15 protein-coding genes and 8 tRNA genes are annotated in these 19,329 nt (G+C 41.2%); 6 read left to right on the top strand and 17 right to left on the bottom strand.

Annotation, left to right across the window (positions count from 1 at the left end):
- Positions 1–20: 20 nt before the first annotated feature.
- The 11 genes from FTT85_RS06465 to FTT85_RS06415 form a co-directional block, all read right to left on the bottom strand.
- Positions 21–482, bottom strand: a complete 462-nt coding sequence (locus FTT85_RS06465) for a DUF2750 domain-containing protein (RefSeq protein ID WP_078191441.1) — start codon at positions 480–482, stop codon at positions 21–23.
- A gap of 97 nt (positions 483–579) precedes the next feature.
- A tRNA-Val gene (locus FTT85_RS06460) sits at positions 580–655 on the bottom strand.
- A 99-nt stretch (positions 656–754) separates the two neighbouring features.
- Positions 755–831, bottom strand: a tRNA-Asp gene (locus FTT85_RS06455).
- A 43-nt stretch (positions 832–874) separates the two neighbouring features.
- Positions 875–950 (bottom strand) — tRNA-Val (locus tag FTT85_RS06450).
- 31 nt (positions 951–981) lie between these two features.
- Positions 982–1,058: transfer RNA gene (locus tag FTT85_RS06445), tRNA-Asp, on the bottom strand.
- A 13-nt stretch (positions 1,059–1,071) separates the two neighbouring features.
- Positions 1,072–1,147: transfer RNA gene (locus FTT85_RS06440), tRNA-Val, on the bottom strand.
- A 21-nt stretch (positions 1,148–1,168) separates the two neighbouring features.
- Positions 1,169–1,245: transfer RNA gene (locus tag FTT85_RS06435), tRNA-Asp, on the bottom strand.
- A gap of 47 nt (positions 1,246–1,292) precedes the next feature.
- Positions 1,293–1,369, bottom strand: a tRNA-Asp gene (locus FTT85_RS06430).
- 29 nt (positions 1,370–1,398) lie between these two features.
- Positions 1,399–1,474 (bottom strand) — tRNA-Val (locus FTT85_RS06425).
- Between the two features lie 462 nt (positions 1,475–1,936).
- Positions 1,937–2,431: a cell wall-recycling L,D-carboxypeptidase ElsL gene (elsL, locus tag FTT85_RS06420; RefSeq protein ID WP_180156266.1), complete on the bottom strand. Its 495-nt coding sequence runs from the start codon at positions 2,429–2,431 to the stop codon at positions 1,937–1,939.
- The gene (locus tag FTT85_RS06415; protein ID WP_180183143.1) at positions 2,424–2,858 is read right to left on the bottom strand and encodes a YbaN family protein; all 435 of its coding nucleotides are present in this window, start codon (positions 2,856–2,858) and stop codon (positions 2,424–2,426) included. Before FTT85_RS06415 ends, elsL begins: the two co-directional genes overlap by 8 nt.
- Before the next feature lie 88 nt (positions 2,859–2,946).
- On the opposite strand from FTT85_RS06415, the gene FTT85_RS06410 reads away from it, so the two are divergent.
- The 3 genes from FTT85_RS06410 (at position 2,947) to dapE (ending at position 5,370) form a co-directional block, all read left to right on the top strand.
- A complete protein-coding gene (locus FTT85_RS06410) occupies positions 2,947–3,810 on the top strand; it encodes a DUF1853 family protein (protein ID WP_168379294.1) in 864 nt (287 codons plus the stop codon).
- Between the two features lie 154 nt (positions 3,811–3,964).
- The gene (locus FTT85_RS06405; protein WP_168379295.1) at positions 3,965–4,114 is read left to right on the top strand and encodes an entericidin A/B family lipoprotein; all 150 of its coding nucleotides are present in this window, start codon (positions 3,965–3,967) and stop codon (positions 4,112–4,114) included.
- A 122-nt stretch (positions 4,115–4,236) separates the two neighbouring features.
- Complete coding sequence (gene dapE / locus FTT85_RS06400) at positions 4,237–5,370, top strand: succinyl-diaminopimelate desuccinylase (protein WP_180183142.1); 1,134 nt, start codon at positions 4,237–4,239, stop codon at positions 5,368–5,370.
- 69 nt (positions 5,371–5,439) lie between these two features.
- Here the strand turns inward: dapE and FTT85_RS06395 are convergent, their stop codons facing one another.
- The 6 genes from FTT85_RS06395 to pilG all read right to left on the bottom strand — a co-directional run bounded on the left by FTT85_RS06395 (position 5,440) and on the right by pilG (position 14,032).
- Positions 5,440–5,907: a hypothetical protein gene (locus FTT85_RS06395; RefSeq protein WP_078192254.1), complete on the bottom strand. Its 468-nt coding sequence runs from the start codon at positions 5,905–5,907 to the stop codon at positions 5,440–5,442.
- A 3-nt stretch (positions 5,908–5,910) separates the two neighbouring features.
- Entirely contained in the window at positions 5,911–10,425 is a 4,515-nt protein-coding gene (locus FTT85_RS06390; protein ID WP_180183141.1) for an Hpt domain-containing protein, read from the bottom strand.
- Between the two features lie 162 nt (positions 10,426–10,587).
- Entirely contained in the window at positions 10,588–12,663 is a 2,076-nt protein-coding gene (locus tag FTT85_RS06385) for a methyl-accepting chemotaxis protein (protein ID WP_180183140.1), read from the bottom strand.
- Positions 12,664–12,707: 44 nt separating this feature from the next.
- Positions 12,708–13,244 (bottom strand): chemotaxis protein CheW, encoded by a 537-nt coding sequence (locus tag FTT85_RS06380; protein WP_078191058.1) that lies wholly within the window; start codon positions 13,242–13,244, stop codon positions 12,708–12,710.
- Between the two features lie 6 nt (positions 13,245–13,250).
- On the bottom strand, positions 13,251–13,619 hold the full coding sequence (locus tag FTT85_RS06375; protein WP_078191059.1) for a response regulator: 369 nt from the start codon (positions 13,617–13,619) through the stop codon (positions 13,251–13,253).
- 29 nt (positions 13,620–13,648) lie between these two features.
- A complete protein-coding gene (gene pilG, locus FTT85_RS06370; RefSeq protein WP_078191060.1) occupies positions 13,649–14,032 on the bottom strand; it encodes a twitching motility response regulator PilG in 384 nt (127 codons plus the stop codon).
- A gap of 361 nt (positions 14,033–14,393) precedes the next feature.
- On the opposite strand from pilG, the gene FTT85_RS06365 reads away from it, so the two are divergent.
- The 3 genes from FTT85_RS06365 to FTT85_RS06355 are packed head-to-tail and all read left to right on the top strand — an operon-like array spanning position 14,394 to position 19,247.
- Complete coding sequence (locus FTT85_RS06365) at positions 14,394–14,969, top strand: hypothetical protein (protein WP_257232104.1); 576 nt, start codon at positions 14,394–14,396, stop codon at positions 14,967–14,969.
- 46 nt (positions 14,970–15,015) lie between these two features.
- Positions 15,016–16,119: an efflux RND transporter periplasmic adaptor subunit gene (locus FTT85_RS06360; protein ID WP_180183138.1), complete on the top strand. Its 1,104-nt coding sequence runs from the start codon at positions 15,016–15,018 to the stop codon at positions 16,117–16,119.
- A 23-nt stretch (positions 16,120–16,142) separates the two neighbouring features.
- Positions 16,143–19,247 carry an efflux RND transporter permease subunit gene (locus FTT85_RS06355; RefSeq protein ID WP_180183137.1) on the top strand — a complete coding sequence of 1,035 codons (3,105 nt, stop codon included), beginning with the start codon at positions 16,143–16,145 and terminating at the stop codon, positions 19,245–19,247.
- Positions 19,248–19,329 lie beyond the last annotated feature (82 nt).

Raw genomic sequence — 19,329 nt, 5'->3', positions numbered from 1 at the left:
TTTATGCTGTAAATAAACCATTAATTTAAACGAATGCTACGTGGCAAAGGAATTTTAAGGTTTTCAAAGATTTCTGGTCGCTGCTGGTAGACTTGATATAAATAATTTTTAATATCTAACAGCATCTTTTCAGGTGCAACCAAAATATTTTGCCCTTCTGGGGTCAAATCTAAAGACACCGTAGTGCTCTCGCTGCGTAAAAACGGAATGACTTTTTCGATAAAGTCTTTTAATGAAATTTCCTGAATTTCATAATTGGACCAATTGTCTTTAATTAATAAACGTGCCAAACCACGGTTTTGCCAAATGGCGAAGGAACGTTGACCTGTAGGTGTCGCACAAAGTGCCCAACCATCTTGATATAACGCAATCACGCCACCTTGAGCGACCATATTTTCAATAAATTGTTTATAGGTTTCTTGAGGATTGTAATTTGTAGTTTGAGTTTTAGACGCTGCCTTGCGCTGATATGGATTTCTCATAGATCACATACAATATTAAAATTATTATAGAGCGGATTCTATGTAAATCAGAAAATTTAGGCAAGCTTTTGGAGAAAGAAGTTTCTATAGAAGAATATGGTGGGCGCTGACGGGATCGAACCGCCGACATTCTGCTTGTAAGGCAGACGCTCTACCAACTGAGCTAAGCGCCCTGAGCGAAGAGTAACAAAGCGAAGCTTTGTCTGAGCGCAAGAGAAAAATCGAAGATTTTTTCTAAAGGCATTCTCTTGAACAGAGATTTTTAAGATAAATGGCGCAGCGGACGGGACTCGAACCCGCGACCCCCGGCGTGACAGGCCGGTATTCTAACCAACTGAACTACCGCTGCATCACGTAGTTTCTTTCGAAACACAACCAATATCATAAAGATATGGTGGGCGCTGACGGGATCGAACCGCCGACATTCTGCTTGTAAGGCAGACGCTCTACCAACTGAGCTAAGCGCCCTTAAAGGGTACAACAATTATATTCTTTTAAATGGCGCAGCGGACGGGACTCGAACCCGCGACCCCCGGCGTGACAGGCCGGTATTCTAACCAACTGAACTACCGCTGCATCGCAAAAAATATGGTGGGCGCTGACGGGATCGAACCGCCGACATTCTGCTTGTAAGGCAGACGCTCTACCAACTGAGCTAAGCGCCCTCAAAAGGTCTATCATGTAAATGGCGCAGCGGACGGGACTCGAACCCGCGACCCCCGGCGTGACAGGCCGGTATTCTAACCAACTGAACTACCGCTGCACTTACACAATGTCGCTATTGTGGTTCAAACGAATTAAGATTTAAAGTGGCGCAGCGGACGGGACTCGAACCCGCGACCCCCGGCGTGACAGGCCGGTATTCTAACCAACTGAACTACCGCTGCACTCTAAATATCTTAACTCTGAAAAGGTTTGGTGGGCGCTGACGGGATCGAACCGCCGACATTCTGCTTGTAAGGCAGACGCTCTACCAACTGAGCTAAGCGCCCTTTTCAAAACATGTTCATCGTTTGATGAGGTGCATTATAGAGAATCCTCACGGTCTGTCAAACGCTTTTCTAACTCTTTTCCACTTTTTCTGTTTGAGTGATTAAAAAATAAGTTATATTGCGGAAAAATCAGTATTTTTGAACATTTTTTAGCTATAAACCTGTAAATTTATTACTAAAAATATGACTTATATTCTGCATCATTCACATAAAAAACAGTTTTTCGCGTGGACTCATTACTAATCATTCAGCGAACCGACGATTAATTCACCACACACACTGCATTCTAAAACACCTTAGTGTACAAAATACATTCAAACACGATTTTCTGTTAGTTTGCGAGCATTAGTCCTGACAAAAGTCCTGACAAAAAAACGCCTTTCAAACTCACTTTAATTCTTCAAACCCATGGTTTGATGTCATGAACTTCTGTTTTCATGGCTTGTGCTTTTAACGACGTGTTCAATGTTCAGTGATGTAAACCAGCGCATTTAATGGAATCAATTGATAAAGTTCTACAACATCGCTGTTTCGCATGCGAATACAACCATGCGACATCGGTATACCCATAGGCTCTCTATCTGGTGTGCCATGAATATAAATATAACGCTGATAAGTATCACAGCCCTCACCTGCATTAAAGCCGGGTTCTAAACCACTGAGCCATAATATTCGAGATAAAATCCAATCCCGATCAGGGTGTGATGCAGCAAGTTGCTCGTCGTAAACCTCTCCGGTCCACTGACGTGCTTTAAAAACTGCATTTTGAGGATGTTGTCCACCAAACTTTTCAGCCACTTGATGCCAGCCTCGTGGCGTCTTTCCACTATTTTCCTGCTCACCAATGCCATTTTTACCCGATGAAATTAGATAAAACTTATTCAGTTTCGGCAAAGTTAAAGTTTGATCTTTCAAGTTAATCAGGATATCTGCTTGATCTTGGGTATATTCAGACATGCTCTTGCTCTTTCTGCTTATCTTTATCTTGTGGTTGTGTCTGCGGCGATGTTTCAATAGTCCGTATCTGATTTGGCTCAGGTCGTGTCCATAACCAAATGCCAACGATCAACATGGTTAAGTCAGTGAATATCTTGACGGCAATCGGTGCAGAAGTAAAAAGCATAATCAGACCACTCACCAACATCATGATTGATGCAAACCATTTTGCTTTGCGTGGGACTGTGCCATTTTCGCGCCAAGCGCGTAAGGTTGGCCCATATTTAGGATGATTCAACAACCACGCATCCATTTGAGGCCAACCTTTTGAAGCCGCCCATGCCGCTAATATTAAGAAGACTGTCGTGGGCATTCCCGGCAATAAAGCCCCTATAAAGCCTAAAATGACAAAGACAACCACTAAGCTTCGCCAAAACAACGTCTTCATACCGCTACCCTGAACTTTCAATTCAGGTAGTATAAGATGTTTTTAACAATTATCCGTTGTTATTCTGCATTATTCAAAAGGTTTCAATATGGCTGTAGCCCCGACAACGTCGTCTTATTTTGAGCCATGGTTGCAATTTAAACAGCCCTTAGTTCGCCAATTGGCTTTCTGTATTGCTAGCCCAAATATTCTGCAGCAAATTCCCAATGAACTCGAAATCCGTTATCCCTTTCATTTTCATCCAAACGAGCTTTGGCATAAATATTTTGAAGCCTACCTTCCCCGTTTAAAACAACTTGAACAACACCCAAGTGAATTAGTAGAATTTTTACAAAAATTAAAAAGTACTCGCCTTGGTTTACGTTTCGAAATGTTTATATGGTTTTGGCTTCTCGATCACCCATACCATCCCTACCAGATACTCGGACATAGCATTCAAAAAATTGACGGCCCTCGTACAGTAGGTGAACTCGATTTTGTTTTAAAAAATACCGAAAGTGGTAAAGTTGAACATTGGGAAGTGGCTTTAAAATATTATCTAGCCGAGCGCGATTTTCAATTACCCTATTGGTATGGCTTAAATCGTAGTGATACTTTGGCTCGAAAGCTTAATCATTTCACCCAAAAACAATTCCAATTTGATGAAGCACTTGGGCAGCAGATTCAACAACGCTATTGCGTTTTAAAGGGCCAATTATATTTACCTATTCAGCGTACCAGCACATTGCCAAACTGGGTCAATCCTGCGCGTAGAATAGGTCAATGGGGACATGTCATTCCCTCAAAAAGTCAAGGTTACTATCGCCTACAACGACATGAATGGATTTGCGTGCAGCAGCAACCGACAAGTACAACCGCACATTGGTGGACAGATGGTTTATATAAAAAAGACAGTGATGAAAGCTATTATATGTATAGACAGCCACGCTTGATCTTGCCGCAAACGATTTAAGACCCAATGCACCATTTAGTAGAAATTTACATTTATTTACTCAACCACCGTAAAAACCACCTACTGTTTGATACGGCTATTTTTTAATCTAAATCTCACAACAGAATAATTTAGTCTTCTAAAAATTATTCTTTCATAATGGAGATTACATTCAATGAAAAAAATTTTAGCTGCATCACTTATGGTTGCTTTCGTACTGACAGGTTGTAATACAGTAAAGGGTATGGGTAAAGACGTATCTAAAGCTGGAGATGCTGTAACCAATACTGCTGAGAAAACTTCGGAAGAAATTCGCCGCAATTAATTTCTTTCCCAAGAATTTATAAAAGAGCCCTATTTTTTAAATAGGGTTTTTTTACGTCTAAATTTCCCTTCGCTTGTCGATTCGCCTATTATATTGCGACATTTTTGACTTCTGTATTTAGCATGACCTCAACAGCAACTCTTGATCTCAGCCTAGAACTACTTCGCCAACCGTCGGTGACACCGATTGACCATACCTGCCAGAACATTATGGCGGATCGTTTAGCCAAAATTGGCTTTAACATTGAAAATATGCGTTTTGATGATGTAGATAATTTTTGGGCACGTAAAGGGACTGAAGCACCAGTATTTTGCTTTGCAGGTCATACGGATGTAGTACCTACGGGTAACTTGGATGCATGGGGTTCTGACCCATTTCTTCCTGAAATTCGCGACGGTAAACTGTATGGTCGTGGCAGCGCAGATATGAAAACCGCGTTGGCAGCTATGGTTGTGGCTTCAGAACGTTTTGTTGCAAAGCATCCAAATCATAAAGGTTCGATTGCATTTCTTATTACCTCTGACGAAGAGGGTCCTTCGATCAACGGGACTGTCAAAGTTGTTGAAACTTTAGAAGCGCGTAATGAAAAAATGACTTGGTGTTTGGTGGGTGAACCATCTAGCACCAACACACTTGGCGATATTGTTAAAAATGGTCGTCGTGGTTCGCTAAATGCCAATTTAACGGTTAAGGGTAAACAAGGGCACGTTGCTTACCCACATCTAGCGGTCAACCCAATCCATACTGCTTCAAAAGCCTTGGCTGAGCTTTGCGATACCGTGTGGGACAATGGCAACGAATACTTCCCTGCAACGTCTTTCCAAATTTCCAATATCAATGCCGGCACAGGTGCAACCAACGTTGTTCCGGGCACGATGAATTTACTCTTTAACTTCCGTTATTCAACAGAAGTAACGGCAGATGAACTCAAAGCACGTACTTTGGAAATTTTAGATCGTCATGGCGTTGAGTATGACATCTCTTGGACCTTATCTGGTCTTCCATTCCTCACCCCTGTCGGTGAGTTAGTGAATGCCGCACGTGATGCCATTCGAGATGTTACAGGGACTGAAACAGAACTTTCGACCAGTGGTGGTACTTCTGATGGTCGATTCATTGCACCTACAGGTGCGCAGGTGCTTGAATTGGGTGTTTTAAATGCCACGATTCACCAAATCAATGAACATGTCAATGTGGAAGAATTGGAGCCACTTTCTGAAATTTACGAAAAGATTTTAGAAAACCTGTTGGCTTAAATATTCCCTGCATAGTCAAAAAAAAGGAACTCCATTGAGTTCCTTTTTTTATATCGCGTTTTGCAAATATTAAGCTGCTTGAAGCCCAATACTGTTTTGAATATTAGCTAAATTTGGAATATGAAATACCTGATCGGCCATGCGTACATATTGGAAAATATTGGCGTCTTTCACAGCTTTTTCTTCATCAACCACTTCAGAAATACGCAGACGAATGGTTTTCGGCATTTCATTACACATCAGTGCAAAACGCTGCCCAACATCATCACCTTCAATCACCAAAGCCACACCCTGATTTTTGGCAGGATCATTGACTGAGAAAACAGGCAATTTCAATTCATGCCATTCAACAAAAGGAACCTTGGTTGCACTATCGAGCGCTGATAGCACAATATTTTGTGGCAACAACATTGGCTCTTTACCATGACAATCAATGATATATGCATCGATAAACCCGGTAGATACCGTAATGAGATGTTGCAGTTCCTGTTGATCAATTTTATCGCTGACAATCTGAGAAACAGTATTTTGGCTCATAGATTACCCCTGCTTTTCTGCAATTAAAGCTTCAATATTGGCAAGCAATTCAGCTTCTTGGAATGGTTTACCCATATAGTGAGTCACACCTAAGCTAAATGCACGCTCACGATGTTTTTCACCTGTACGTGATGTAATCATAATGATTGGCAGCTCACGGTGAATGTCATGGTGACGGACTAAGTTAGTCACTTCGAAACCATCCATACGTGGCATTTCAATATCGAGTAGCATCAAGTCTGGACGGACATTTTCAAGCTGTTCAATTGCATCCACACCATCTTTCGCTGTCACAATGTCATAACCTTGACGTTCAAGTAAGCGTGAAGTCACTTTACGTACAGTTACCGAGTCATCGACAATCATCACTAAACGACGCGCATTGGCTTGACGGCCCAAATCACGCTGTTCAGCTGAATGTTTAACACGCTGCGTAGTTTGAATTTGACGTGCAATATTTTGCCCATCCAAAATCAAACATACATGACCATCACCTAGAATCGTGGCACCTGCAATCGCGGCTACACTGGTAAATTGTTGACCAATTGGTTTCACCACGATTTGAGAACGTGAACCCACCAGCTGATCGACCAATAAAGCAATGGTTTGACCACTGTTGCCTTTAATTAGTAGTACAGGCAATGAATGGCCGACATTATTTAAACGTGGAATTGGCTGATTACCCACAAACTCTGATAGATAACGTAGTTTGTAATTGGTGTTGTCAATTTTAAACACGTCATCCTTACTATTGAAGTAAGTTTCGAGTGCCGTAGGTGCAATACGGACAATACGTTCAATTTGCGCTAATGAAATCGCATATTGCTGATCGCCCGCTTTCACCATCAAGGCATCGCTGACCGCTACTGTGGTTGGTACACGAATGGTAAAGGTCGTCCCTTTACCTAACTCAGACTCAACGGAAACATGACCACCCAAGGCTTTAATTTCACTTTGCACCACATCCAGACCAACACCACGACCCGAAATTTGCGTTACCGATTGTGCCGTTGAGAAACCTGGATGGAAGATCAATTGCAAGATTTCTTGTTTATCGAGGAACTGATCCGCTTTGATTAAACCAAGTTTTAAGGCTTTGTCTTTAATTTTGGTTTCATCAATCCCTTTACCATCATCACTGAAAGACACCAGTACATCAGTACCCTGACGACTAATGTTCAAGACGATGCTACCTACTTCTGGCTTTTTTAAAGCCAAACGGTCAGCAGTATCTTCTAAACCATGGTCGACCGCATTACGCAGCATATGTTCAAATGGTGTCACCAAACGCTCTAAGATCGTACGGTCCAATTCACCTTCTGTATTTTGAACAATCAATTCTGCAGGACGGTTCAAGGTCGAAGAGGTTTGACGCACAATACGTTGTAAACGTGGTAACAAACGATCAAATGGCACCAAACGGGTACGCATCAGACTTTCTTGAATTTCTGACTGAATACGTGATTGTTGTAATAGCAAACCTTCCGCATCACGGATTTTTTCTGCCAAAGTACTCTTGAAGTCAACCAAATCCGACGCAGATTCGGCTAGAGATTTTGACAATTGGTTAATCGATGAATATTGGTCCATCTCCAATGGGTCGAAATCCGCATAGCGTGAATTTTCAGAACCATGTTTGGCAATAATTTGTGACTCAAGCTCACCATCCATTCGACGTAACTGGTCAGCAAGTCGCTTAATTGCTAACTCCATTTCATTCAAGGTATTGCCTAGCTGACCTAAGTCCATCTCAATACGTGAACGGTTAATCGAGTTTTCGCCTGATAAGTCAATCATCTTCTCGACGAGATCAGCCGAGATACGAATCATCTCATTGCTGTTATCAGACGAATTGGCTTCAGACCATTCACCCAACATAGATGGAGGTTCAACACCATCACCTTGAATAAATTCAAAGCCTTTACTGACAATACCTTGTTCTAATTCTGCAACACGGTTTGGCAATTGAACCGTAACATCCACATACTGAATGGATTCTAGGCTCAATTTGATGCTGTCAAAATTACTATAGTCGTGGTTGAAGATCGCTTCTTTTAACCATGCCAACGTCGTTTTGAGTAAGCCGTCATATGCATTTGAGTTGAAATGATGAACCGCGAAATGCTCAAACGTCGTCTCAAGTTGATACGCAATTGCGGCAACAGGTTCATTTTCAACCATACGCGCACCACCCTTAATACTGTGGGCAGCACGTTGTAATTGAAGCAATACGTTACGGTCACTACGTTGTTCAGTCCATTGATTTAATAATTGAACGGCTTGTTCAAGAATTTCCTCAGACTCTTCAAGGAAGGTTTCTTCCATGACAGAACGTAGATCGTCATCTGGATGCTCAACATGTTCAGCAACCGCATGTTCAAGATGTTCAACAGCAGACTCAGTGTGAGCAGTCGTTTGAGCTTCAACCACTGCTTCTGCAGTGTCTTCAGCAACATCCATCGGCTCTGACACCGATACATCTGGTTCTACTGCTGTTTGTTCAGTTTCAGCAGAAATAGGGGCCGAAGCCAATGCAACAGCTTCTGAACGCTCTCCTGCCACAATTGACTGAATATTCTTGAGAATATCGATCACATTATTCGCTGGGTAGTCGATCCCTTGGTCACGAATGGTTTGAATACGATCTGAAATATCATCCTGCACTAAACGAATAATTTGAATTAACGCAGGCGTAATCGAAATTTGCTGACGAATAATGCGCTCATAAATCGACTCTAATTCATGCGAAATTAAACCCACATGAGACGCGGCAATCATATTTGCACCACCTTTTAGGGTATGCAAATAGCGCATTAAATTATTCAAAGCTGAAGTATTGGTCTGATCACGTGTCCAAGTACTGAGGTCTTGGTCAATCCCCACCAATAATTCTTCTGCCTCTTCAATAAAGATCCCTAAAAGATCTTCATCAAAGTCATTATTCGCATCAGCCGCTTGCATCTGTTGATGATCAAGTTGAATACGCTGACTTAATTGTGCAAAGTCTACTGCTGTTGTATTTGCAACAGCGGCTTTATCTTCTACTGTGGCAACAGGTTCAGCAACTACATGAGCTTCTGATGTAGTCGTCGCTGCAACTGCTTCAATGTCTTGTTGAACAAATGCAGTCAGCTCATTTAAGAAACGCTGAACCTCTTCACTTAACACTACACGCTGACCCGCAGCTAAAGTGTCAAATAAGTGAATGAACTCTTGATGTGCTTGCGCAAATAACTCATAGCCATAATCAGCATGGAGCAATTCAGGCTTTTCAACTAAAGACTGATACGCTGCACACAGTTGAGTTGTGAAATCATGAATACCAACAGACGCACGATTATCCGTATGTTTAATCAACTCTAAAGCTTGCTGACTAAGCTGTTGAATATAGTCTGGGAATTCAGCAAGTGCACGTTTATCAAACTCAAATTCAGCATCTAATAACTGATCAATATTTAATTCGATTAGTTTAGAAACCAAACCTTGTGGATTATCTTCAGGCGCCAATTGATCTTGGCTAGCAAAACCATAATCATCCCAAGCGGCTTTGAAGGTTTCATAAATAGATGCAAGATTTGCCTTATCTCCTGAACGCAGCACGTGTAAATAATCACGAACAAATTCAGCATATTGAATCAATAAAGCAGTTTCTTTCGAGCTCGATACGATTTCGTCTTGCAATAAAGTTTTGAATAAATTTTCAACTTTTGAACTGGCTTCAAAAATCTCTTCGATTTGTGCCATCGACGAACTACCACGTAAGGTGTGTAGCGCGCGAATCAAGCCATTATAGTCTTGTGATTTACTGTCATCAGATTGGAGGAACTGATCAATCGTTTGTAGATGTTCTTCAGCTTCTTCAATAAAAATGCTCACTGTCTCTTCGACCAGTGACGCATCTGCATCCACTTGCTCAAGAACAGGTTCTGATTCAACGACCACATCAATCGTGCTTTCAAGCACTTCTACAGGTGACGTAGCTTCAACATCAGTCAGTTCTAAACCAGTGACATCATCTTCAGATTTTAATTGATCTGCCAGTTTTAATAATTCTTCGAGTGCAGGCTCAAGGCTGATATTTTGTTGTAATTGTTGCCCCATTAAAACCAATGGACGTAAGTCAACATCCAATTCGGCAACATTTTTAAACCGTGGATAGAGCTTATATTGATAAACATTTAAAACTGTTTGTGCAAACTTTTGAACGGTCGGCGTTAACTGTACCGAACCCGCAATAACACGGTTCAGCGTATCTTCAACTGCCCATGCAGTTTCACCCGCCGATTTTGCCCCGACCATACGACCCGAACCTTTCAGGGTATGGAAATGACGACGAATCGTCGTTAAAGTGTCTTTATCTTGTGGATTTTCCAACCAAGTTGTAAATAAACCCGCTAGTTCTTCAAAGATTTCTTCTATTTCTTCAACAAAAATCTCTAAAATTTCTGCATCTTGATCAAGATAACTATCTTCAGGAAGCGTAGTTGTTTCAACTAAATTTTTTAATATTTCTTTCATAGCTAAGGCTTCTTATGTTTTGCCACCAAGAAGGTTGCTCAAACTTAATTGTAACCATCACCTAAGACTTAACTGTGACGTTAAGTTCACCTTATCGATGTGTTATCTGTAATCGGTGCAGTACCCTAACCGTAGCTAAGGTACTGCAGGTTTGCGCCTGACTTACTCTGGGAGTTTAAAGTCAGATACAGATTCACGTAATGATTCAGCCATGTTCGCCAATTCAGATACCGAACGTGCAGTATCAAATGTTGCACTGGTGGTTTGCGAGGTAATTTCTTGTACAACGTTCATCGTTGTCGCAATATGACCTGCTGAAGCAGACTGAAGTTTTGCAGCATCCGAAATGTTTGCAATCAGTTTCGCCAAGTTACCCGATACAGACTGAATTTCATCCAGTGCTACGCCGGCATCCTTAGACAAGTTCGCACCACGTACAACTTCCGAAGTCGTTTGTTCCATTGAAATTACGGCTTCGTTAGTATCCGTTTGAATGGTTTTTACCAAGCCTTCAATCTGTTTGGTTGCAGACGCTGAACGTTCCGCAAGACGCTGTACCTCATCCGCTACCACGGCGAAACCACGACCTGCCTCACCCGCCATCGACGCCTGAATTGCTGCGTTTAATGCCAAGATGTTCGTTTGGTCGGCAATATCGTTAATCAGTGCGACAATGTTACCAATCTCTTGAGAAGACTCACCCAAACGTTTAATACGTTTTGAAGTTTCTTGAATCTGCTCACGAATCGTGTCCATACCTTCAATTGAACGGTTTACAACATCTGCACCGTTTGCAGCAATTTGTACTGAACGTTCTGCTACGACAGCTGATTCTTCAGCGTTCGAAGATACTTGGTCAATCGACATTGCCATTTCGTTAATCGCGGCAGATGCACCAGCAATCTCTTGCGCCTGATGTTCAGATGCTTCTGCAAGCTGGTTGGTAATACCCTGCGTATTCGCGGTATATTGCGCAACTTCTTGAGAAGTTTCTGTAATACGCGATACAAGGTCACGTAATTGGTCGATTGCGAAGTTAATCGAGTCGGCAATCGCACCAGTAAAGTCTTCAGATACCGTCGCATACGAACGTAAGTCACCGTCTGCAAGATCGGCAATTTCATCGAGTAAACGTAAAATCGCGTTCTGGTTACGGTCATATTCTTCTTGAAGACGGGTTACACGGAATTTATCCGATTGACCACGTAAAGAAAGAAGTTTGAACACACAGATCAAGAAGGCAGTTAAAGCAAGAATCAACAGTACCGCAGGTAAAATGGTTTTCAGACCAGTACTAGAAGACAATTGATTTAGGTTACCCAACAATTTGTCTGACTCAGCAAAAATTTGTGAAGATGCTTTACGTACGTTCACAATTTGTGTTGAGTTTTTCAAAATCGTCGCAGCCGCTGATTTCAATACGTCATCATATTCAGCTTTAATACCTTCAAGTGACTCACGTAATTCAGGGCTTTCAATACGTTGTACACCAAGCTCTGTACTACCATCCAATTGAGCATTTAAGTACAAACCGAAGGTTTCAGTATCGGCACTGAAGTCATCCGCAGACTCACGTGAGCTATCAGAACCTGAAAGTACCGAACTGATCGAACGTAAAATACGTTCTGCAATGAATACTTGGTTTTTCGCAATAACCACCTGGTTCGAAGGCATGTCTTGACGTGCCATTTGGTCGACCATCAAGTTATATTCAGCCTGAATCCCCGGAATGGTTTCACCAATCGCGATGTTCGTGTCATATAACTTGTTAATGATTTTTTTTTGCGAAGTAATCAAGTCAATACTTTTTGAAACTTCAGCCCACTGCGTATCTACAGATTTCAGCGCATCGGTATTTGCATGAATATCTTTTACAGTTTCTAAGTTTTCTTTGAACGAATCTTGAGAAGCAATTAATTTTTTCATTGCATCTTCAGTACCTGAAGCAGTTGCCTCAGTTGCTTGACGCGAAATTGTTTGCGAAAGAAGACGGAGTTCACCCAAACTTTGCGTTAATTGGTTACCGCGAGGAACGCTATAGAATAGGTATAATAAAATGATCGTTGCCAGTACTAATGAACCAATCGCACCATAAATAAATGGTTTGGATTTTTCACTATCACCAAAAACTCGAGATAATTGATCTGTCTGTGATTGCAGTTTTGCCAGAAAAGCATTACCGCCTTTACGACCACTGGTGCTTTCACCCGTATTTTTCTTTTTAAGTTTAAAGCCCATTCAGCTTCTCCCCGATTACGCCTTCTTTCGTTCGTGCGCGACAATTAATTTATAAATTTTATAGATGCGTTCATGTATTTTGGATTTTGCAGTAAACGACTGAAGAGAAATACATTCCACTGCTGGTTATGCTGGTGGAAATACCCCTGACAATATTCCTGTAAATTTCGATCCAACTCATTATGTTTAGAAAAATAACTTTTCTTATTAAAGTGTTGAATACCCAAAACTTGATCGACTACCAAACCGACATAATGGTCATTATGACTAATACATAAAACTTTTTGAGTGGGTGAAAAACTACTTCGATGCCCGGTTATATATTGTGCTAGGTCAGACAAAGAAAGTAAGCGTCCCCGAATATTGGCTAGTCCCATCACCCAAGGTTGGGTATTGGGAACTGGCGTATATTTTGGTGGGTAGATCACTTCAGCTACTTCACCTAAAGGAGCAACGTAATATTGCCCCATCATCTCAAAAGCAATGCCTGACCATCGGTTTACTTCATTTTCAGTGGAAACGTAGTTTTTGTTTCCTCGTTTTGCGATTCGAAGTAATTCGATAAATCCATTTGCTGCCATAGAGCTTTATCCTGCATTGAGGTGTTGCTTAATCACATCAATTAATTGTTTTTCGTCTACAGGTTTAGTTAGATAATCAGAAGCACCTTGGCGTTTACCCCAAACACGGTCAGTTGCCTGATCTTTGGTACTTACAATGACAATCGGGATATGTTTGGTGGTCGCACCACGTGCAATTTGACGTGTTGCTTGGAATCCATTCACACCCGGCATTACCACATCCATTAAGACCAAATCAGGTAACTCAGCTTGAGCCATTGTCACCCCATCTGCCCCATTTGAAGCTTCAATCACTTCAAAACCGTGTTTACCTAAAATTTCTTTAAAACGGAATGTTTCTGTTGGTGAATCATCAACGATTAGGATACGTGCCATGCTTTTTCCCCAAAAAATAAAAAATCTAATTAAGCTGTAACGTGATTACGGATTGCATTCAGCAATTCATCTTTACTGAATGGCTTAGTCAAGTATTCATCAGAACCTACAACACGACCCTTCGCCTGATCAAATAAACCATCTTTACTTGAAAGCATAATCACAGGAATATTTTGATAATTTTGAGAGTTTTTAATCAGGGCACAAGTTTGATAGCCATCTAGACGTGGCATCATTATATCGACAAATACGATATCTGGATTCGCATCTGCAATTTTTGAAAGTGCTTCAAAACCATCTACAGCAGTGACTACTTCACATCCTTCACGCTGAAGCAGCGTTTCGGCCGTACGACGAATGGTTTTTGAATCATCAATTACCATGACTTTTAGATTTTGGAATTTATCGTCCATTTATTGACCCTACCCATTGAGGATGTACAAACAATTAAGTTAGCAGCATTATTATTTACAAGTTGTGAACATTTTTAACATATCTTTACTTGCGTTTTCAATGAACATTTTCTGCGCAAACACACAAGATTTCTTGTTTTTATTAACTGCTTCACACTTTCCGATGACCAACGATTTTTTTTTAACTTGGAATAGTATTTAATTGTCTTAATTAAGCATATTATAGCAAGATTATTACTTTAAAATAAGTAATTTAGTCAACTTTAAACTGGGGAGTACAAGGTTGAGTCCGCTTACAAAAAAAATTCACTTGATTAGCCTTAAACATTTCTCAAAAAAAATCATTCTGACGACTTGTTTACTGGCTTATACCCCGCTTTTATTTGCTGCACCAAACAATATGCAGCAACCACAAAAGGCGACTTGGTATCGCTACTATGACAGTAAAGGTGTAGCAAACATCAGTACCAATGTGACACCAAATCACATCCGCTATGGTTATGAAGCACTTGATCAAAATATGCAAGTGATTAAACGTAACCGCCCCTACAATGCTGAAGCTGACGTTAGACAAGCTCCTCAGCGTGCTGCCCAAGCACGTCAGCAAGCATCAGATATCAAACTTAAAAAAGCCTATACCAATAGCCGAACTGCGGCCATCAAAAAGCGTGATGCACTGACTGGTATACGTAAACAGATCGTGTTTGAACAAGAACAATTAAAACAATTACAAAATGATCGTGTATTATTTGTTCGCCAAGAACGTGAACATTTTCGAAAAGGTGAAACCGTTCCGGCAAAATTAAAAACAATGTTGGATAATAATCAAAAAAATATGGTAGCGAAAAAAGAATACATTCAATCGTTACAAACTCGCTATCGAAATACAGAAGCTGAATACGACAGAATTATTACGCGTTTAAAAGCGATGGAATAAACTTGTTATTCAATTGCTTTTGTAGACCGCTGATATAAGGACCATTATGCACTCTGCACAGCAATCATCCCCATTTTTAAAGCTTAGCCTGCTTTGCATAAGCCTGACTTTGGCTGCATGTCAAAAAGAAGATCCGCAGCAAAGTGTTAAACCAGAAAATAAGATTGAATTGATTCAACAAGATCTGGTCACGATCGAACAAGGCAACGCCATTTCAAAAACAGCCTTTACAGGTACCATTCGGGCGGTCAATCAGAGCAGTATTCAAGCCCAAGTCACTGCGACTGCAACCAATGTTAATGCAGAAGTCGGACAACGTGTCAGCAAAGGCCAAGTGTTGGTGCGTTTAAATAATCAAGACAATGCCGCACGTCTTGCTCAATCTCAAGCAAACCTTGCATCAACGCAAGCTCAAGCCAATCAAGCCAAACTGATGATGGAACGTAAACAGCGTTTGCTGAATCAAGGCTTTATTTCCAAAGTAGAGTTTGAACAAAGTCGTGTCGATTACCAAGCTCAAATGGAAAATGTTCGTGCCCAACAAGCTAATGTCGATATTGCGCGAAAAGCCAATCAAGATGGTACCATTTATAGCCCTATCCAAGGCGTGATTACCAAACGTGATGTTGAACCGGGACAAACGGTTGCTGCCGGACAAACCCTTTTTGAAATTGTCAATCCAGACCAATTAGAAATTCAAGCCAAATTACCAAGTGATCAGCAAGCTGCACTGAAAATTGGACAAAAGATTGAATATAGCATCCAAGGTAATAGCAATTTACTCACAGCACAAATCAGCCGGATTTCACCGATTGCCGATCAAGCCAGTCGTCAAATTGAATTTTTTGCAGCCCCAAATGAAACTATTACTTCATTAAGTATTGGTGCTTTTGTCGAAGGTCACATCTTAGGCACGGATAATATTTCAGGCCAAAAAATTCCACTCGATACCATTCAAAGTTTAAAAAACCAACCTTATGTCTGGGTCATTCGTCAAAATAAAATTGCCAAAGTGCCTGTACAAATTTTGAATCAGAGTTATAGCAATAACACCGCGATTGTTCAGGGCTTACAAAATAGTGATCTGATCAGCCGAATTAAATTTAATGATTCAGATATCAAACAAGATGTAAGTATCAGCCAAAATTAAAAGAATAAGGCAGGACAGTTGTTATGTGGTTAACCCGAATTAGTGTGAAATATCCTGTTTTCACCATCATGATGATGTTCTGTCTGATGGTACTAGGACTCGCATCTTGGCAACGTATGGGTGTTGAAGAGTTTCCTGATGTCGACTTCCCTTTTGTTGTTGTCTACACCAACTATCCGGGTGCTTCTCCTGAGTCTGTCGAATCTGAAATCACCAAGAAACTTGAAGATCAGATCAATACCATTTCAGGCCTCAAGCAAGTCATTTCTCAATCCAGTGAAGGTTTATCCACGGTTATTGTCGAATTTAATCTAGATGTCTCGTCCTCTGTAGCTGCACAGGATATTCGAGATAAAATTGCACCAGTAACCGCACAATTTCGTGATGAAATTGATGACCCCATCGTAGAACGTTATGACCCTACTGCCAGTGCAATTATGTCGATTGTTTTTGAATCGAAGGACATGTCTTTACGTGATTTGAGTTCCTATCTGAATCAACGGATTGTGCCCCAGCTTAGAACGGTTCCCGGTGTCGGTACGGTCAATTTATTGGGTGATGCACAGCGTCAAATTCGTATTCAAGTAAATCCGCAAAAATTACAAAGTTTCGGGATTGGGATCGATCAAGTTATAAACACCCTAAAATCTGAAAATATTGAAGTTCCGGGAGGAACCTTAAAACAAAAGAATTCAGAATTGGTGGTCGAAATTAAATCTCGGGTTATTCACCCAAATTCTTTCGGAGATTTAGTGGTTGCCAATAAAAATGGCGCGCCGATTTATCTCAAACAAATTGCCGAAATAGTAGATAGCCAAGCTGAAATGGAGTCGAGTGCTTATCTGAATGGTAAAACAGCCGTCGCTGTCGACATTCTGAGAAGTTCGGACTCTAATGTGATTGAGGTGGTTGATAATACCCGTAAAACCTTAAGTAAAATCCAAAAGCAATTGCCGCAAGGCACGACCGCAGAAATTGTGGTTGATTCTTCAAAAGGTATTCGTGGCAGCATTAAAGACGTGGCACGTACGATTATTGAAGGTGCAGTACTTGCGGTACTCATTGTATTGTTATTTCTCGGCTCATTTCGTTCGACAGCCATTACAGGTTTAACCCTACCGATTTCGCTACTAGGTACCCTCACCTTTGTTTGGATTTTTGGTTTTACCATCAACATGATGACCCTACTGGCTCTCTCACTAAGTATCGGTCTCCTGATTGATGATGCCATTGTGGTTCGTGAAAATATTGTCCGCCATGCCGATATGGGCAAGGACCACGTCACCGCTGCACTCGACGGCACGAAAGAAATTGGTTTAGCCGTATTGGCCACAACATTGACCATTGTCGCGGTATTTTTACCTGTGGCATTTATGGGCGGCATTATTGGGCGTTTCTTCTATCAATTTGGTGTAACCGTCAGTACCGCTGTACTGATTTCGATGTTTGTGAGTTTCACCCTTGACCCCATGTTGTCTGCTCACTGGGCAGAGCGCCAAGATCCAAATAAAAAGCCGGGTAAAATCAAACGTTTTTTTAACTGGATTTCGAGCAAGCTCGACAACCTAAGCCATCATTATGAAAAATTACTCAAGCTTGCTTTAAGATTTAGGCTCATTACCCTTTTAATCGCCGTCGCGTCTTTATTTGGCGCATTAGCTTTATCCAAAATGATCGGAACTGAATTTGTACCCGTACCAGACAAAGGTGAAATTCGGATCAAATTTGAAACACCCGTTGATGCAACCCTTGAATATTCGCAGGCTAAGCTTAAGCAAGTAGATCGTATCATTCGCCAACATCCAGAAGTCAAAGCCACTTATGGTGCAATTAATAGTGCCACTGATCGGGGTAAAAACCATGCCAGCATTCGTGTCACCGTTTCACCACGTACAGAGCGTAGTCAAACCCTAACAGATCTCAACAATGAATTCCGTACCCGCTTAAAACATGTAGCAGGTATTACCATTACCTCGATTGCCTCAGCTGATGAAACAGTATCGGGCGGCCAAAAGCCGGTCATGATCTCGATTAAAGGCCCCGACTTAGATGAGTTACAACGTATTTCTGACCGCTTCATGAAAGAAATTTCGAAAGTCGACGGTATTGTCGACTTAGAAAGCTCACTCAAAGAACCTAAACCGACCTTAGGTGTACATATCAATCGCGTTTTAGCCAGTGATTTAGGTTTATCCGTCAATCAAATCGCTAATGTATTACGCCCTCTTCTTGCGGGTGATAATGTAACAACGTGGAAGGATGATAAAGGCGAAACCTATGATGTAAATTTAAGACTCACTGAAGATCAGCGTCGACTGCCAACTGACATTCAAAGCATGTACATCACATCACAAAAAACCGATGCTGCAGGCTTACCTATTTTAGTTCCATTGGCAAGTGTGGCAAGCTTTGAAGAAACACTCGGTGCTTCACAAATTAACCGTCGTGATCTGGCACGTGAAGTGATGGTTGAAGCCAACACAGCAGGACGTCCTGCGGGTGATATTGGTGCCGAAATCAATGAGATAGAGAAAAACTTCGACTTGCCACCAGGTTATAGTTTTGTCACGCAAGGTGCCAATAAAGATATGGCTGAGTCTGCGGGTTATGCAATGACAGCGATTACCCTCTCTATTGTATTTATTTATATTGTTTTGGGTTCACAATTTAATAGCTTCATTCACCCTGCAGCCATTATGGCTTCATTGCCCTTATCATTGATTGGGGTTTTCTTAGCCCTATTCTTATTTAATTCAACCATGAACCTCTTTTCCATTATCGGGATTATTATGCTCATGGGCTTGGTGACAAAGAACGCAATTCTACTCATCGACTTTATTAAAAAAGCCATGGATCATGGTGTAGATCGTTATGAAGCGATTATTGAAGCAGGTAAAACCCGTTTACGTCCCATTTTAATGACTACCAGTGCAATGGTGATGGGTATGGTTCCGCTTGCACTTGGTTTAGGTGAAGGCGGTGAACAAAGTGCACCAATGGCACATGCCGTGATTGGCGGGGTGATTACCTCTACCCTACTAACACTTGTGGTTGTGCCGGTGATTTTTACCTATTTGGATGATTTCCGAAACTTCCTTGCACGTCAGGCCAAAAAAATCATGTCATAATGACAAAATCTAAAATGAGGTGACTTTGGAAAATGTTCACCTCATTTTTTATTGTATACTCTCCACTTTAACGCTTAATTTT

It is taken from the genome of Acinetobacter sp. YH01020, assembly GCF_013420275.1.
Classification (GTDB): Bacteria; Pseudomonadota; Gammaproteobacteria; order Pseudomonadales; family Moraxellaceae; genus Acinetobacter; species Acinetobacter amyesii.
The sequence above is the reverse complement of the archived record's forward strand: the minus strand, read 5'-3'. Positions and strand labels throughout refer to the sequence as shown.

Bases quoted from the DNA above. Each gene is read 5' to 3' on its own strand.
- FTT85_RS06390 (WP_180183141.1), bottom strand. From the start codon at position 10,425: ATGAAAGAAATATTAAAAAATTTAGTTGAAACAACTACGCTTCCTGAA.
- FTT85_RS06405 (WP_168379295.1), top strand. From the start codon at position 3,965: ATGAAAAAAATTTTAGCTGCATCACTTATGGTTGCTTTCGTACTGACA.
- FTT85_RS06410 (WP_168379294.1), top strand. From the start codon at position 2,947: ATGGCTGTAGCCCCGACAACGTCGTCTTATTTTGAGCCATGGTTGCAA.
- FTT85_RS06360 (WP_180183138.1), top strand. From the start codon at position 15,016: ATGCACTCTGCACAGCAATCATCCCCATTTTTAAAGCTTAGCCTGCTT.
- FTT85_RS06415 (WP_180183143.1), bottom strand. From the start codon at position 2,858: ATGAAGACGTTGTTTTGGCGAAGCTTAGTGGTTGTCTTTGTCATTTTA.
- FTT85_RS06375 (WP_078191059.1), bottom strand. From the start codon at position 13,619: ATGGCACGTATCCTAATCGTTGATGATTCACCAACAGAAACATTCCGT.
- pilG (WP_078191060.1), bottom strand. From the start codon at position 14,032: ATGGACGATAAATTCCAAAATCTAAAAGTCATGGTAATTGATGATTCA.
- dapE (WP_180183142.1), top strand. From the start codon at position 4,237: ATGACCTCAACAGCAACTCTTGATCTCAGCCTAGAACTACTTCGCCAA.
- FTT85_RS06380 (WP_078191058.1), bottom strand. From the start codon at position 13,244: ATGGCAGCAAATGGATTTATCGAATTACTTCGAATCGCAAAACGAGGA.
- FTT85_RS06385 (WP_180183140.1), bottom strand. From the start codon at position 12,663: ATGGGCTTTAAACTTAAAAAGAAAAATACGGGTGAAAGCACCAGTGGT.
- FTT85_RS06355 (WP_180183137.1), top strand. From the start codon at position 16,143: ATGTGGTTAACCCGAATTAGTGTGAAATATCCTGTTTTCACCATCATG.
- FTT85_RS06465 (WP_078191441.1), bottom strand. From the start codon at position 482: ATGAGAAATCCATATCAGCGCAAGGCAGCGTCTAAAACTCAAACTACA.
- FTT85_RS06395 (WP_078192254.1), bottom strand. From the start codon at position 5,907: ATGAGCCAAAATACTGTTTCTCAGATTGTCAGCGATAAAATTGATCAA.
- elsL (WP_180156266.1), bottom strand. From the start codon at position 2,431: ATGTCTGAATATACCCAAGATCAAGCAGATATCCTGATTAACTTGAAA.